Genomic DNA, 13,975 nt, shown 5'->3' with positions numbered 1-13,975 from the left:
ACAATGGGATTGGTATACTGCTGCGCAAATAGGAAATAGAGAATGCAATGAGCAACAAACGACTTTTATTCATACCCGTATCATCGCCACAAGGAATAGGCGAATACATGCGCTCGTTGTTGCTAGCTCAAAGCTTAGAAAGTGAATGCCCAGGTTCACTTAGTATCCATTTTGTTTTAAATAAACACACGGCCTACGCTAAAAACTGCCCATTTGATGCCACCTTGCTTGAGCGCTCTGCAACTAAAGAGCGCGATAAAGTGTGTGAAGTTATCGCTGATTTTAAACCTGACATTGTTATATTTGACTGTGCAGGGCGCGCAGCTCACATGAAAGCGGCCAAAAAAGTGGGCGCCAAAGTGGTGTTTATTTCTCAACATGCCAAAAAAAGAGCGAAAGGGTTAAAGCTTAACCGTATTAATTTAATTGATAGCCATTGGGTGGTACAGCCCGATTATTGCATTGAACCTCTGAGCTGGGCTGAAAGAGCTAAAATAGATATGTTTTCTTTGGCTATGCCTAAAAATGTGGGCCCTTACATAGCATTTTCATCAGCGTGCGATACCAAACAGGTGTTAAAAAAATATCAGCTTGATGAACAAGGCTACTTTATTGTGAGTGCAGGCTCTGGCGGTCATATGCTAGATAACCAAAACTGTGCAGATGTATTTTTTGCCGCCGCAGAGCAGGTTTCATTACAAACAGGGTTAAAAGCAGTGGTGGTATTTGGCCCTAACTATAATAAAGCGTTGCCAGTATCAAATGCGGTTTTAAATTTAAATACGTTAGAAAATAGTGAGTTTTTGTCGCTTATGGAACAAGCAAAGTTTGCACTGTTAAGTGCTGGCGATACCCTATTGCAAGCCATTGCGGTTAAAACACCTGTTGTAGCCTGTGCTATTTCAAAAGATCAAACACAACGCTTAGCAAGTTGCACCACAACCGGTGTGGTAATTAAAGCGAACTTTGAAATTCAAGACATAGTAAATAAAGTCAGTGCTTTGCTAATAGAGCCTGATTTTAACCAGCTATTAGAAAAATACGCTTTGCTTGAAAGCACGCATAGCTATGAAGAAATAACGCAAGGGGTTAAAAGCATGCTAATGGTTGCCGATAGATGAATATAGTGATTGTAATAGATTCATTAGCGGGTGGCGGCGCCGAAAAAGTGATGTTAACCCTTGCTCAGCAGTTAATAAAAGCGCATAGCGTGACTATTTTATCGTTGGCTAATAAATATGAATACACTATCCCTGCGTGTATTAAGGTTGAAAGTTTATTCACCGATAAAGCCACTAAAGTGGATCGTTTTTGGAAAATAAATAAAAGTGTAGCAAAGCTAGAAGCGTGGTTTAATAAAAAACAAAAACAAACTGGCCCCATAGATTTAGTACTTAGCAATTTAGATAGAAGCAATAACTTATTGGCTAAAAGCCAGATTAAAAATGTTCACTTTGTTATGCATAACTCTGTTAATGCAGAGCTTGCTAGGCAAAAAAAATTAGGCCCGCTATCTTATCACTACCTTAAAAAGTCAAAGCAAAACTTAAACGGAAAATCTTTGGTGTGCGTGTCTAAAGGGGTAGAGCACGAAATTACTCAAGGGCGTTTAATTAGCCCAAGCGCCATCACCACTATTTATAATCCCTTTAATTTAGAAGATATAAAGCGGCTCTCAAATGAGGTGAATGCGCAAATTCCGCAATCGCCGTATATTATTCATGTAGGGCGGTTAGCTAAACAAAAGCGCCATGATATTTTATTTGCGGCATTTGCAAAGCTTGATAAAAAATACAAATTAGTCCTTCTATGCAATAAGCCTAGTAAAGCATTTAAGCTTGCCAAAGCGCATGGTATTGAGGAGCAACTTATAGTGCCTGGGTTTGAACAAAATCCGTATAACTGGATAAAGCAGGCCGAGGCGTTAGTTTTAAGCTCTGATTTTGAAGGGCTCCCCACTGTGTTAATTGAGGCACTCGCTGTGGGTACGCCAGTGGTAAGTACTAACTGCACGTTTGGGCCGAGTGAAATTTTAACAAACGACTTAGCCAAATATTTAGCGCCGGTAGGGAATAGCGATGAGCTAGCAGCTAAAATTGAGCTGGTTTTAAACACTAAGCCTAATGTAGCTAATGCCGATATTTTACAAAAGGTAACGGCCGACCAAGTTGCTAAGCAATACCTAGCTTTGTGTGGTTAACTGGCTTTTATAAAGCGTTAATAACGTTTGCCAGTCATTATCTTGCCAATAAAATGCGTTGTTGCGTCCTCGCTCTTTTAAAAATGAGCGCTCTAAACGGGCCATATTACTTTGTTGCCACTGTTTATTTAATGGTTTTATTTCACCGCGATCAAAGTCGATAATATAAACGTCACCCGTTTCATTAAATAAAATATTATTTATATTTAAATCCGCGTGATACACGCCTTTTGAGTGAAAGAGAGCCACAATACTGGCAATGCGCTTGAGCTCATCTTCTGTTAGTGGGCGTTCAATTAAGATATCGAGCAGGCTTTTAGCCCCTTTTATAGCCTCAGTAATTATATCACCACGATAAATTAAGCCTGTGGTTGTTACTTTAGCGGCAATGGGTTTTGGCACATTTAAACCAAGCTCAATAAGCGTTATCATTAAGCTGAACTCTTTATACACGCGGGTGCTTTCAAGGCCAGGGTAAAGGTATTGATCGCTTAATAACTTACCCACTAAACCACCTCGCCAGTAGTGTCTAAGTACAGCGGTTAAATTATCGTGTTTAAAAAACCAGGCTGTGGCACGGCCTTTTTTAGCGCCGACTATTTTATTTTGTTGTTGCCAGTAATCTGCATCAAACCAATTTAAATTAACCTCGTTAGTATAATCGGGGTGGCTTAAAATAGTGTGTTTGCCTTGCGTTAGTGTTTTAAACATAGCTCGTTAAAGTAATTCAATAATACGTGTATATTAACGTGTTTTATAGCGCAGCATAAGTGCTTGCATTAGCGCGAGTATAATTTAAGATCGCAGTCTATTATTTAAAGCCAAATGGAACGCATGACTCAAGTGCCTAATTACTCCTCAATTTGTATTTTAAGACTCTCTGCCATTGGTGATGTGTGTCATGCTGTTAGTGCTGTACAAGCGATTCAAAAAGCACACCCCAATGCAAAAATAACCTGGGTTATGGGCAAAGTAGAGGCCATGTTGCTTGCCGACTTACCTGGGGTTGAGCTGGTGGTTTTTGATAAAAAACAAGGTAAAGATGCACTTAAAAAATTAAAACATTCTTTTAAAGGGCAACAGTTTGATGTGCTACTTAATATGCAAGTTGCATTAAGAGCTGGCTTTGTTGCGCGCTGTATTCCGGCTAAAGTGAAAATAGGCTTTGATTGGGCTCGTTCAAAAGAATTACACAGCTTGTTTATAAATAAACGAATAGCCCCACAAAAAGAAGCGCATGTGTTAGAGGGGTTTAAAGGCTTTGCGCAGGCCATTGGTGTTAAAAACTATTCACCTACCTGGGATATGCCTTATACCTTAGCGGATGAGAGAAAAGCAGATGAGTTGTTAGGGCCTGCGTATTTGTCAGGTAAACTAATGGTGATATCGCCTGCGGCCAGTAAAGCCCAGCGCAACTGGCTGCCTGAGCGCTACGCAGCGCTTGCTGATTACGCGCATGATCAGGGCTTTAACGTGGTACTAACGGGCGGCCCAACTGAGCTTGAGATTAATTTAGCTAACCAAATTATAAAACACAGTCACTGCACTATTTTAAACTTAGTAGGTAAAACAAAACTTAAAGAGCTGCTATGTGTGCTTAAGCGCGCTGATATAGTACTCGCTCCCGATACTGGCCCTGCACATATGGCGGTAACGGTAAGTACGCCGGTTATTGGTTTATATGCGCATTCTAATCCTGCACGTACAGGCCCTTATTTATATCAAGACTATGTAGTTGAGGTATATCATCAAAATCTGCTAAAGCAAACGGGTAAAACAGCGCAACAATTGCCTTGGGGGACGCGCGTTAAAGGCGATGACTTAATGAGCCAAATAACCGTAGACAGTGTTAAAGCTATGTTTGACCATGTGGTACAAAAAGAGTTTATCAAATGAGTGTACAAGAAAAAAACAAAGCGCTTTTTTTAGACCGCGATGGCGTGGTAAATATTGATCATGGCTATGTATATCAAAGTGAAAAATTTGAATTCATAGAGGGTGTGTTTAGTGCCTGTAAAGCATTTTATGATGCAGGTTATAAAATTATTATAGTGACTAATCAATCGGGAATAGGCCGTGGTTACTACACTGAAGAAGACTTCTTAGCCTTAACACAGTGGATGAAAACTCAATTTAGTGAGCACAATATTAAAATTACAGATGTGTACTTTTGCCCGCACCACCCCAAAAAAGCGCTAGCGCAATATTCAAAACAATGTCAGTGCAGAAAACCAGCGCCAGGTATGCTGTTACAAGCTATGCAAGAGCATAATATTCACCCTTCTAGCAGTGTTATGGTAGGGGATAAACTTAGCGATATGCAAGCGGCAGAAAAAGCACATATTGCAACGCGCGTTCTGGTGCGTTCAGGCCAGCATATAGATGAAAGTGCCAAGCAACATGCTGATCTCGTGATTAACTCGATACGTGATTTACCGACAGTTATCACTCTTTAGATTGAGCCTTCTTGTTCATCTGTAAAGTGGCAGGAATTCCTGCCAATTCGGGTGTTTGCGATGAACTGCAAACCGTGCATTTTACGCGTTAAACTTTTACAATACATCCCATCATAAACAGTGGCTTTAATGTTGTTGTTTACCCGTTCATTTAATTGGAGACTACAGATGAGAGCATCTGCTTTTTTTAGCCAACTACAAGAGCAAATCGAAGACGTTAAAGCGCAAGGTTTGTATAAAAGTGAGCGTATTATTACCTCGCAGCAACAAGCTCAGATAGAGGTTGCGTCTGGCGATAAAGTTATTAATTTTTGTGCTAACAATTACTTAGGTTTAGCAAATAGCCCAGAATTAATTAAAGCTGCGCAAGGTGGTTTAGACGACCATGGCTTTGGTGTTGCCTCAGTACGTTTTATCTGTGGCACGCAAGATATCCATAAAACACTAGAGCAAAAAATTAGTGAGTTTTTAGAAACCGAAGACACCATTTTATATTCGTCTTGTTTTGATGCTAACGCGGGCCTATTTGAAACTATTTTAGGCGCTGAAGATGCTATTATTTCTGACTCTCTCAATCACGCATCAATTATTGATGGTGTTCGCTTATGTAAAGCTAAACGCTTTCGTTATGCTAATAACGACATGGTGGATCTTGAAAAACAATTAATTGCAGCTGATGAAGCCGGCGCTAAAACAAAATTAATAGCCACCGACGGCGTGTTTTCAATGGATGGTGTAATTTGTAACCTTGAGGCTGTGTGCGATTTGGCTGATAAGTACGATGCATTAGTGATGGTTGATGACTCGCATGCAGTAGGCTTTGTTGGCGAAAATGGTAAAGGCACCCCTGAGTACTGTAATGTGCTTGACCGTGTAGATATTATTACCGGTACGCTAGGTAAGGCGCTGGGCGGTGCATCAGGCGGTTATACATCGGGTAAAAAAGAGATTGTTGAATGGCTGCGTCAGCGTTCTCGTCCTTATTTATTTTCAAATTCCTTAGCGCCTTCAATTGTGACAGCGTCTATTAAAGTGCTCGAAATGCTTGAAAATGGTGGCGAGTTACGCGCTAAACTTTGGTCTAATGCAAAATATTTTCGTGAGCAAATGGAAGCTGCTGGCTTTACTTGTGCGGGTAAAGATCATGCCATTATTCCTGTCATGCTTGGCGATGCAAAAGTAGCGTCACTAATGGCAGACAAGCTACTTGCAGAAGGCATTTATGTAACTGGGTTTTCGTTCCCCGTTGTGCCAAAAGGTCAAGCGCGCATTCGTACACAAATCTCTGCTGCACATAGCATTGAACAGCTAGATACCGCTATTGCAGCCTTTACCCGTATTGGTAAAGAAATGGGTGTAATTTAAATTTTTATAAGCCGAGGTCAGTCCTCGGTTTTTAGTTGAGTGTTAACTATGAAAGCATTATCTAAATTAAAAGCAGAGCCGGGTATCTGGATGACAGATGCGCCAAAGCCTGAAGTTGGCCATAACGATTTACTTATTAAAATTCGTAAAACGGCAATTTGCGGCACCGACGTTCATATTTACAAATGGGACGAATGGGCGAGTAAAACTATTCCTACGCCTATGGTTGTTGGCCACGAATACGTAGGTGAAGTGGTTGATATGGGCCAAGAAGTACGCGGCTTTGCAGTGGGTGATCGCGTATCTGGCGAAGGTCATATTACCTGTGGGCATTGTCGCAACTGTCGTGCTGGTCGTGTACATCTATGCCGAAATACCACCGGCGTGGGCGTTAACCGTGAAGGTGCATTTGCAGAGTACTTAGTGATTCCTGCCTTTAATGCGTTTAAAATTCCCGACAATATTTCTGATGAGTTGGCGTCTATTTTTGACCCGTTTGGCAATGCAGTGCACACTGCTTTATCGTTTGATTTAGTGGGCGAAGATGTACTTATTACGGGAGCAGGGCCAATTGGTATTATGGCAGCAGCCGTAGCGAAGCACGTGGGGGCTCGCCATGTTGTGATTACCGATGTTAACGAATACCGTCTTGAGCTTGCGCGTAAAATGGGCGCTACTCGTGCCGTTAACGTTGCCAATGATAAGTTAGAAGATGTAATGAATGACCTGGGCATGACAGAAGGTTTTGATATAGGCCTTGAAATGTCAGGCGTACCAAGCGCATTCAATTCTATGCTAAATAACATGAACCACGGTGGTAAAATTGCCATGTTAGGCATTCCACCTTCAGACATGGCAGTAGATTGGAACCAAGTAATTTTTAAGGGCTTAGTAATAAAAGGTATATATGGCCGCGAGATGTTTGAAACTTGGTACAAAATGGCAAGTTTGATTCAGTCTGGTCTTAATTTAGATCCAATTATTACGCATCAGTATTCTGTAGATGACTTCCAAGCTGGCTTTGATATGATGATCTCAGGTCAGTCAGGAAAAGTAATTTTAAACTGGGATTAATTCTACAAAATTACAAGAAGGGCGGCTGTGGCCGCCTTTTTTTATTTAATTTATAAAGAGATTTTAATGGCTTTTAAACATATATCTATAGAACAAACACATGAGCTACTTGATAAAGAAGACGTAGTAATTGCAGATATACGCGATCCTAACTCGTACCAAGCAGGGCATATCCCTGGCTCTGAAGCGCTTTCAAATGCCAATATAGCTCAATTTATGATGGAAAAAGAGTTTGATCAGCCCATTATTATTGTTTGCTACCACGGTATGAGCTCACAAGGAGCGGCGAGCTACCTAGTCGAGCAGGGTTTTGAAGATGTTTACAGCATGGATGGTGGCTTTACTGCTTGGGAAGCGGCTTACAGCGAGCAAGTAGAGCGATGATTGAATTAGGTAGCTTAAATAACCCACGCGCTGCGCAAGGGTTTATAGACTACTTAAAAAGCCAAGGCTTAGAAGGGCAGTTACACTCACCTGATGGCAGCAATGTGGTTATAAGCGTTAAGCCTGAACATTTTCATCAGGTGCAACCGCTATGGGCTGAGTTTGTACAAAACCCAAATCATGAGCGCTATCAACAAGCCTCTTGGGATGTTGGCAGCACACAATCTGGCTTAACGTACCAAGGGCAGTCGCTTAATTTAGTGGCGCGCTTTAAAGCACTAAGCTGGCTGAATAAAACCGTCAGTATTGTAAGCGTTGCTATTTACTTTGCATTTTTATTGGGTGGTTTTGAGCAAATATACACTGCTTTGCAGTTTAACCCGAGCCAACCACTGAACTGGTTTACGCCGGCACTTGTTCATTTTAGTGCAATGCACATTGTATTTAACCTAATTTGGTGGATGTCGCTTGGCGATAATATTGAAAAACAATGCGGTAAGCTCAGTTTAGTCGGATTATTTGTGGTTACTGCACTGATTAGTAACTGGGCCCAGTTTATAATAGTGGGCCCCAATTTCGGCGGGTTAAGTGGTGTTGTGTATGGGTTATTGGGCTTTTGTTGGATTCACGGCTATTTAAACCCTAAGCAGCCTGCGCTAGTGAGCACAGCGATTGTTGGCTTTATGTTAATTTGGCTAATACTTGGCTTTGCAGATGTTTTATTTGTTGGTATGGCTAATTGGGCACATTTAGGTGGGCTTTTAAGCGGCATGGCTTACGCCGTAACCGCTCATTTATTTAATGCTAAAAAAGCGTGAGCTTAGTGGTATAAGTACTTAGTAAATAATACTTCACGGATAATCTCTTGGCCTGTTTCTTCTTTTAACAGGCTTTTTAATTTTTCAGCACACTTTGCTCTAATTTCTTCACGCCCAGTAAGCGACTTTATTTTTTCTTCAGGCTCTTTTGAGAGTATTTCTACTAATGCATCGCGTAAAAGTGGAGTGTGATGCTCTACAATTGCAATGTCTGCGTTATTGCTAAGCATTAAGTCTATAGTCACGCGTACATAGCCCATTTTCTTACTTGAGGCACCTATGTAATTGGTAATTATATCTGGCTCAAAACCAAAATAACCCACTGTGGATTGTGCTTTTGCCCAGAAGCTAAAACAGCTTAGGCATAGTGCTAAAAAACCTGCGTATACTATTTTTTTCATCTTTAGTGTGTTTCCATTTTCTTAATACAAATAGTTTATACTTAATAGCGCTTAATAAACAGCTTCTACAATTATTTATCGGCAGTAAAACATCACTTTTTCAAATGCTTTGGCAATGTTATCATCGTCTCGGTTTTTATTTTATTGAGCTATTGTGATTACATTTCCGCTTTCTATATCTGCCAATTGGCAATGTGCATCTTTGGTAAATAACTTATCTGAGTTAGAACAAGAGTGGCTATTTGAGCCACATTCGTTAACCGCTAAATTGAAAAGTAATGCACAAAGTTTTAGTGTAAAAGTGCTTAATGAGCAAACTTTTACTTTAAGCGATGCACAGCAGCAATTACTTGGTTCAAACACAAATAAAGCACTTAAGCGTGAGGTGCTTTTATTGTGTGACAATGCACCTATGGTGTATGCCCAAAGCTGGCTGCCAAGTACACAAACAACACTGCATAATATGGGGGCACGCCCTTTAGGCGATGTTATTTTTCAACACCCTGAACTTACCCGCAGCAATATTGAAGTAGGACGCTTTGACTCAGAGCATGCACTGCAGTCACTTGTTAAAGAGTTGAATTTAACCATGCGCCCGTTACTAGGCCGCCGTAGTGTGTTTTCTATTAATGATTACCACTTTTTAGTGTGCGAAGTATTTTTACCCGGAGCCTATTTGTACTCATGAAATTAGCCCCTTTGCAATTACAGCATAGCCCTTTTTATATTCAACTTATGCGCGTTGATAAGCCTATAGGTACATTATTATTACTGTGGCCTACTTATTGGGCGCTATGGCTTGCAAACAGTGGTATGCCAAGTCTAGTTAACTTTATTGTATTTACCTTAGGCGTAATTGTTATGCGCAGTGCTGGCTGCGTTATAAATGATTTTGCTGATAGAAAAATAGACGGCTCAGTTAAGCGTACAGCAGGGCGTCCTTTAGCCACCGGACAAGTAAGCGCCGGTGAAGCATTGAGTTTATTTGTATTACTCATAGCCATCGCCTTTGTACTAGTATTGCTACTTAGCATCAACACTATTTTATTGTCATTTGGGGCGTTGGCACTGGCTTTTTGCTACCCATTTATGAAACGTTATACGCACCTTCCACAAGTGGTCTTAGGCGCTGCATTTGGTTGGGCAATACCTATGGCATATATGGCATCAATTGACACATTGCCGCTGCAGGCATGGCTGTTATTTACCGCAAATATTTGTTGGACGGTAGCGTACGATACTATGTATGCCATGGTCGACAGAGATGATGATTTAAAAATAGGGGTTAAATCTACTGCTATTTTATTTGGTAAATACGACCGTCACATTATATTTTTATTAAACGCAAATTTTATAGCGCTGTTGGCACTTATTGGCTTAATTAATCAGCTAGGCTTGGCGTTTGTTGCTGGTTTATGTACTGCCGCTGGGTTACTTATTTATCAGCAAGTGCTTATTCATAAACGTGCGCGTGATGCATGTTTTAAAGCGTTTTTAAATAATCACTATGTTGGATTAGCCATTTTTATTGGCTTGTTCTTGTCATTTGTATTTGCGCGTTAATTTCATCTCAACGTTATTAATTTAACCTCAGCATAGCCACTAGTTGTTGTGGCTATGTTTTTTTATCGTGGCGGGTCAATTACCCCACTTATTGACGCGTTCTTTCTAAACCAGCCAGCAATAGAGTAACGCTCATTAATGGCAGGTAATACCTCGTGTGCAAATCGCTCGCTTTCAAACATAACGAGTGTCCCTGCGGTGGGTTTAATTATTATTTCTATGTGGTTACTTTTTGGTTTGTATATAACAAGCTCGCCACCTTGCTCGGGCGTATTTAAATAAAGTACTGTTGTAAATACGCGGTTAGAACGCCCTTTAAACGCATCTAAGTGCTTTTTATAAAAATCCCCATTTGTATATTTTGCATAATGGCATTCGTAGTCAAATAACCCCATAAAAAACTGACGATTAAATGTTGTTTTTATACTTTCCATTAGAGCTTGATAAGTTAGTTGGGCTTGAGAGCTGCCATCAAACCAATAGGTTTTATCTTTACGGATAGTTTTATCTATTTTTAAATCGTTTAAGCGGCCAATACCTGCAAGGCTAAAATGCGGGTTTATACGGTGGCAATCGGTCATTAAACTCTCTACTAGCTCATTAATAAGTGCGTTAGGGATAACAACATAGCCGTGGGTTTTTATTGCATCTAAATAAACATCAGGACTAAAAAGTGTGTTCATTCATGTCAGTTGATTAAAAAAGGTGCGACAGTGTAGCCTAAAAAAATTTAATAGCTAATGGTTTGTGCTGCGCTACTAAAGCAAATAAAAAACCTCCCACGTAAGCATATAAACGAAAAGTGCTTTTGAGGTTAGGCTGCTGTGCTGCAGGCCTTAGCAAAAAGAAGAGTAGAACAGTGAAATATTGACTAAACGGGCTGCCCTTAAAAGCTTAAGGGCAACGCTGGATGCTATTTTCCTTGGATTAATTAATCGCGGTAGATGCTTTTTTGATAAGCGATAATAAATGGTCAATGTGTTCGCCAACCGCTGCTTGTTGACTTGTTTGTACAACAAGTTGTTCGTGGCTTAAGTCTTTATTTGTTTTTAGCTGTACAAGCTCTGTGTGCTCAGCAAGCGTATTGGCGTGTTCAATACTTGCAATAGCAAAGTGATCTGACTTAACCAGCCCTGACATTACTTGCTCAATGCTACCTACTTTAATACTCGCTGATTTGTTGAGCATATCGATAGCTTCGTTAAGCATGCTTTGAACTTGTTTAGACTGAGAAAAACAGCCATACATAGGGTAACTGTCTAAATCGTGTTTGCTGATATCGCTTTTATTCGCTAGCGGGTGGTGTTTAGAAACAAACAACACCAGTTGGTCCGGTAGGTGTATGTCGCTGCCGATGCTATTAATAGCCTGCGAATAAACACTAATATCAATTTCACCCTCTTGGAGCTTTCTTGCAAGTTCATGTTGTTCTTGCAATTGCATTTCTATTTTTACATGTGGGTATTGCGCTAAAAACTGTCCGCATGATACGGGCACTACACTACTGGCTTTATTGGTATAGCCAATCACTAATTTTTCATCTGAATTGCCATTAACAGATTGAGAAATTCTTTTTTTTGTATGCTCAAGTTCGGCAAGGGTGTTTTTGGCGTAATCAAGAAACAGCTCACCTTCGGGTGTTAATTTGACTGAACGGGTTGAGCGTTTCACCAGTTCGTACCCCATTTCGTCTTCTAAGGTTTGAATGCTACGTGTGAGCGCTGATGTGCTTATTTGAGTTTGTTCGGCTGCTTGTCTGAAGTGGCGTAGCACACCAAGCGCTACAAATTGTTCTAACTGTTCAAATCTCACTTTATAGTCCCTTTTTATAAGTAAGTCGCGTGTGCCGCGAACATCAAAAATATTAGATTCAAGCGCTTATAAGCGAAGCCTAATATATAACTGTGTTTGCAAATTTATGACATATTTGCCTCAGCATATCCCTCTTTTAGTATTATTTAAAGAGAAGACGCATTTAAAAGTATTACCAATTAGGCTTAGTTATAGTGATTTATTACTCTATTTTAAACTAAGTTAAATGAGCAAGTAATATTAAATACAACAACTTAGGCTCTTTGTAGCGTACAAAAGTAATACTTTAGACATAATTTAGCATCAATTAATAAAAAAGTATGCCAGAAAAAAGGCTATACGAAAATCTTACTTAGTGATTTGTAATGATATGATGCATAGCAACTTAAAGTATCAAGTCTGCCAATACTTTTTTATTGTTTATGGTTTTAGAAAAATAAACCGCTAAGACTTATTATTTTTATTCGTAAAGTTTTTAGTTATGCGGCTACTGAGGGGCTTGTTTTCAATACTTTGTAGCTCTATCTCTATAGCGTCGCACGAAATATGAATTTCAAATAACGACGTTAATAACGACAGGCTTAAGCACGCTAAGCTTACTCCAAATAAAATAATGCCCGTGGTATTAAATTCAATAAATAAGGCAAACATCGATAGCGTACATAATAAAAAAGAGGCTACACCATATACTTGCATGGTGCGTATTAGCTTGATGCGTTTTCTTAAGTTCGTTATTTGCGCTACGACTACGGGGCGAATAGACTCGCCTTCTCTTGAATTTAGTTCTCGGATTAATTGCGCTAATACTAAAAAGCGGTTTGTGTATGCAAGAAGCAGCAGTGAGATTGCTGGGAAAAGTAAACCTGGGGTAGTAAGTGTCATTGTTATGTCCTAAAAAGTTACCTGCTATACACTTTAGTAGAGTATCGTAGGATATTGTAAACACAAAATAATTGAGGTGATAATTGCAAAATATTAATACTCATAATAAGCACCAAGCCTTTCAGTGGGTAACGATCTACAAAGCAGATAACACATTAGAGGCAAATATAATCAAAGGGCTGTTATTAAGCGCGGGAATTGAGTGCCAAATTCAAGGTGAAATGCTTCAAGGCGCCTTGGGCGAAATTCCCTTTGAACAAACCCAAGTTAGTGTGCAGGTTTATTCGATAAAAGAGCGCCACGCGCGCGAAATATTGGTAAACTACCAACAAGTAAAACAATCCGCTCCAGATTGGGTATGCCCTAACTGTAATGAGCATAATGGATCAACATTTGATTTTTGTTGGTCATGTGAGACGTTAAGAAATGACAAAAGCGAATAACTTTCAACGTATTAGAGAGCTAAACTACTTACAAAAAGCGGTGTTAGCAAGTGCTTTAATTGAGCGTATGTTACCTAATTATGGTTTATTTAGTGAAGCCACCGATTTTGGTGATGCAGCCTTATTACGCAGTGCGTTAAATGTTTGCTGGGAAAAAATATTACTACCCAAAAGTAAAATAGATCTCGAAAAACAAGTAGAAAAAATTGAGCCAAATGTCCCCGAGCTTGCCGACTTTGATATGTTTGGCACTTACCCCGCAATAGATGCTGCTACCTCGCTTTTAAGCCTAATGCATGGTTTGATGGGGCAAGACGAGCAAGAATTTATTAGCGTTAGTAAAATATCCCAAGCTACAGTGGCGCGTTTTATTGAATACCAAATGACAGTTGAAGGTGAAGTAGCCGATAATAAAGCCGTACGAGAACACCCATTAATGCAATATGAAATTGAAGTATTGAGTGAGCTAATCGACTTTGTAGAAAATATGGGCCGCGTAACTTCTGAAAACGTGAAGGCACTAAAAAAACAAGCTATTGCAGATGGGCAAACCAACATTGGCTTGGCGTTATAATAC

The 13,975-nt window shown here is 39.9% G+C and carries 17 protein-coding genes; 12 read left to right on the top strand and 5 right to left on the bottom strand.

The features are described from left to right. Window positions 1-47: 47 nt before the first annotated feature. Both AN389_RS14395 and AN389_RS14390 read left to right on the top strand, forming a co-directional pair. Complete coding sequence (locus tag AN389_RS14395) at window positions 48-1,121, top strand: hypothetical protein (RefSeq protein ID WP_055017616.1); 1,074 nt, start codon at window positions 48-50, stop codon at window positions 1,119-1,121. Further along, window positions 1,118-2,200 (top strand): glycosyltransferase, encoded by a 1,083-nt coding sequence (locus tag AN389_RS14390; RefSeq protein ID WP_055017615.1) that lies wholly within the window; start codon window positions 1,118-1,120, stop codon window positions 2,198-2,200. The genes AN389_RS14395 and AN389_RS14390 overlap by 4 nt, the downstream gene beginning before the upstream one ends. On the opposite strand, the gene AN389_RS14385 is transcribed toward AN389_RS14390, so the two are convergent. Continuing rightward, window positions 2,183-2,911, bottom strand: a complete 729-nt coding sequence (locus tag AN389_RS14385) for a 3-deoxy-D-manno-octulosonic acid kinase (protein WP_055020114.1) — start codon at window positions 2,909-2,911, stop codon at window positions 2,183-2,185. The two genes, AN389_RS14390 and AN389_RS14385, sit on opposite strands and share 18 nt — an antisense overlap. 123 nt (window positions 2,912-3,034) lie before the next feature. On the opposite strand from AN389_RS14385, the gene AN389_RS14380 reads away from it, so the two are divergent. The 6 genes from AN389_RS14380 to glpG all read left to right on the top strand — a co-directional run bounded on the left by AN389_RS14380 (window position 3,035) and on the right by glpG (window position 8,297). Further along, window positions 3,035-4,096 (top strand): glycosyltransferase family 9 protein, encoded by a 1,062-nt coding sequence (locus AN389_RS14380; RefSeq protein WP_055020113.1) that lies wholly within the window; start codon window positions 3,035-3,037, stop codon window positions 4,094-4,096. Then, window positions 4,093-4,656 (top strand): D-glycero-beta-D-manno-heptose 1,7-bisphosphate 7-phosphatase, encoded by a 564-nt coding sequence (gene gmhB, locus AN389_RS14375; protein WP_055020112.1) that lies wholly within the window; start codon window positions 4,093-4,095, stop codon window positions 4,654-4,656. The genes AN389_RS14380 and gmhB overlap by 4 nt, the downstream gene beginning before the upstream one ends. 168 nt (window positions 4,657-4,824) lie before the next feature. Then, complete coding sequence (locus tag AN389_RS14370; RefSeq protein WP_055020111.1) at window positions 4,825-6,021, top strand: glycine C-acetyltransferase; 1,197 nt, start codon at window positions 4,825-4,827, stop codon at window positions 6,019-6,021. Between the two features lie 48 nt (window positions 6,022-6,069). After that, a complete protein-coding gene (tdh, locus tag AN389_RS14365) occupies window positions 6,070-7,095 on the top strand; it encodes an L-threonine 3-dehydrogenase (RefSeq protein ID WP_055014896.1) in 1,026 nt (341 codons plus the stop codon). Window positions 7,096-7,161: 66 nt separating this feature from the next. Next, window positions 7,162-7,479, top strand: a complete 318-nt coding sequence (glpE, locus tag AN389_RS14360) for a thiosulfate sulfurtransferase GlpE (protein WP_055014974.1) — start codon at window positions 7,162-7,164, stop codon at window positions 7,477-7,479. Further along, on the top strand, window positions 7,476-8,297 hold the full coding sequence (gene glpG / locus AN389_RS14355) for a rhomboid family intramembrane serine protease GlpG (RefSeq protein WP_055020110.1): 822 nt from the start codon (window positions 7,476-7,478) through the stop codon (window positions 8,295-8,297). Before glpE ends, glpG begins: the two co-directional genes overlap by 4 nt. Window positions 8,298-8,299: 2 nt before the next feature. Here glpG and AN389_RS14350 read toward each other — a convergent pair whose 3' ends face one another. Next, window positions 8,300-8,698, bottom strand: coding sequence for a flagellar basal body-associated protein FliL (locus AN389_RS14350; RefSeq protein ID WP_055014898.1), 399 nt, complete (start codon window positions 8,696-8,698; stop codon window positions 8,300-8,302). A gap of 154 nt (window positions 8,699-8,852) precedes the next feature. Here AN389_RS14350 and AN389_RS14345 point away from each other — a divergent pair, with 154 nt between their 5' ends. After that, complete coding sequence (locus AN389_RS14345) at window positions 8,853-9,386, top strand: chorismate lyase (protein WP_055014899.1); 534 nt, start codon at window positions 8,853-8,855, stop codon at window positions 9,384-9,386. Continuing rightward, window positions 9,383-10,261: a 4-hydroxybenzoate octaprenyltransferase gene (gene ubiA / locus AN389_RS14340; protein ID WP_055020109.1), complete on the top strand. Its 879-nt coding sequence runs from the start codon at window positions 9,383-9,385 to the stop codon at window positions 10,259-10,261. Before AN389_RS14345 ends, ubiA begins: the two co-directional genes overlap by 4 nt. 62 nt (window positions 10,262-10,323) lie before the next feature. Here the strand turns inward: ubiA and AN389_RS14335 are convergent, their stop codons facing one another. From AN389_RS14335 to AN389_RS14325, 3 genes are all read right to left on the bottom strand, one after another. Further along, window positions 10,324-10,944: a 2OG-Fe(II) oxygenase gene (locus AN389_RS14335; protein ID WP_055017609.1), complete on the bottom strand. Its 621-nt coding sequence runs from the start codon at window positions 10,942-10,944 to the stop codon at window positions 10,324-10,326. Between the two features lie 244 nt (window positions 10,945-11,188). Continuing rightward, on the bottom strand, window positions 11,189-12,073 hold the full coding sequence (locus AN389_RS14330; protein ID WP_055014901.1) for a LysR family transcriptional regulator: 885 nt from the start codon (window positions 12,071-12,073) through the stop codon (window positions 11,189-11,191). A gap of 444 nt (window positions 12,074-12,517) precedes the next feature. Beyond that, window positions 12,518-12,955 (bottom strand): DUF2721 domain-containing protein, encoded by a 438-nt coding sequence (locus AN389_RS14325; RefSeq protein ID WP_055020108.1) that lies wholly within the window; start codon window positions 12,953-12,955, stop codon window positions 12,518-12,520. A gap of 83 nt (window positions 12,956-13,038) precedes the next feature. Here AN389_RS14325 and AN389_RS14320 point away from each other — a divergent pair, with 83 nt between their 5' ends. Beyond that, a complete protein-coding gene (locus tag AN389_RS14320) occupies window positions 13,039-13,398 on the top strand; it encodes a DUF2007 domain-containing protein (RefSeq protein ID WP_055017608.1) in 360 nt (119 codons plus the stop codon). Then, window positions 13,382-13,972 (top strand): YjaG family protein, encoded by a 591-nt coding sequence (locus AN389_RS14315; RefSeq protein ID WP_055020107.1) that lies wholly within the window; start codon window positions 13,382-13,384, stop codon window positions 13,970-13,972. The genes AN389_RS14320 and AN389_RS14315 overlap by 17 nt, the downstream gene beginning before the upstream one ends. Window positions 13,973-13,975 lie beyond the last annotated feature (3 nt).

The sequence above is a fragment of the Pseudoalteromonas sp. P1-7a genome (assembly GCF_001401855.1).
GTDB lineage: Bacteria > Pseudomonadota > Gammaproteobacteria > Enterobacterales > Alteromonadaceae > Pseudoalteromonas.
The sequence above is the reverse complement of the archived record's forward strand: the minus strand, read 5'-3'. Positions and strand labels throughout refer to the sequence as shown.

Bases quoted from the DNA above. Each gene is read 5' to 3' on its own strand.
- AN389_RS14395 (WP_055017616.1), top strand. From the start codon at position 48: ATGAGCAACAAACGACTTTTATTCATACCCGTATCATCGCCACAAGGA.
- AN389_RS14390 (WP_055017615.1), top strand. From the start codon at position 1,118: ATGAATATAGTGATTGTAATAGATTCATTAGCGGGTGGCGGCGCCGAA.
- AN389_RS14385 (WP_055020114.1), bottom strand. From the start codon at position 2,911: ATGTTTAAAACACTAACGCAAGGCAAACACACTATTTTAAGCCACCCC.
- AN389_RS14380 (WP_055020113.1), top strand. From the start codon at position 3,035: ATGACTCAAGTGCCTAATTACTCCTCAATTTGTATTTTAAGACTCTCT.
- gmhB (WP_055020112.1), top strand. From the start codon at position 4,093: ATGAGTGTACAAGAAAAAAACAAAGCGCTTTTTTTAGACCGCGATGGC.
- AN389_RS14370 (WP_055020111.1), top strand. From the start codon at position 4,825: ATGAGAGCATCTGCTTTTTTTAGCCAACTACAAGAGCAAATCGAAGAC.
- tdh (WP_055014896.1), top strand. From the start codon at position 6,070: ATGAAAGCATTATCTAAATTAAAAGCAGAGCCGGGTATCTGGATGACA.
- glpE (WP_055014974.1), top strand. From the start codon at position 7,162: ATGGCTTTTAAACATATATCTATAGAACAAACACATGAGCTACTTGAT.
- glpG (WP_055020110.1), top strand. From the start codon at position 7,476: ATGATTGAATTAGGTAGCTTAAATAACCCACGCGCTGCGCAAGGGTTT.
- AN389_RS14350 (WP_055014898.1), bottom strand. From the start codon at position 8,698: ATGAAAAAAATAGTATACGCAGGTTTTTTAGCACTATGCCTAAGCTGT.
- ubiA (WP_055020109.1), top strand. From the start codon at position 9,383: ATGAAATTAGCCCCTTTGCAATTACAGCATAGCCCTTTTTATATTCAA.
- AN389_RS14335 (WP_055017609.1), bottom strand. From the start codon at position 10,944: ATGAACACACTTTTTAGTCCTGATGTTTATTTAGATGCAATAAAAACC.
- AN389_RS14325 (WP_055020108.1), bottom strand. From the start codon at position 12,955: ATGACACTTACTACCCCAGGTTTACTTTTCCCAGCAATCTCACTGCTG.
- AN389_RS14315 (WP_055020107.1), top strand. From the start codon at position 13,382: ATGACAAAAGCGAATAACTTTCAACGTATTAGAGAGCTAAACTACTTA.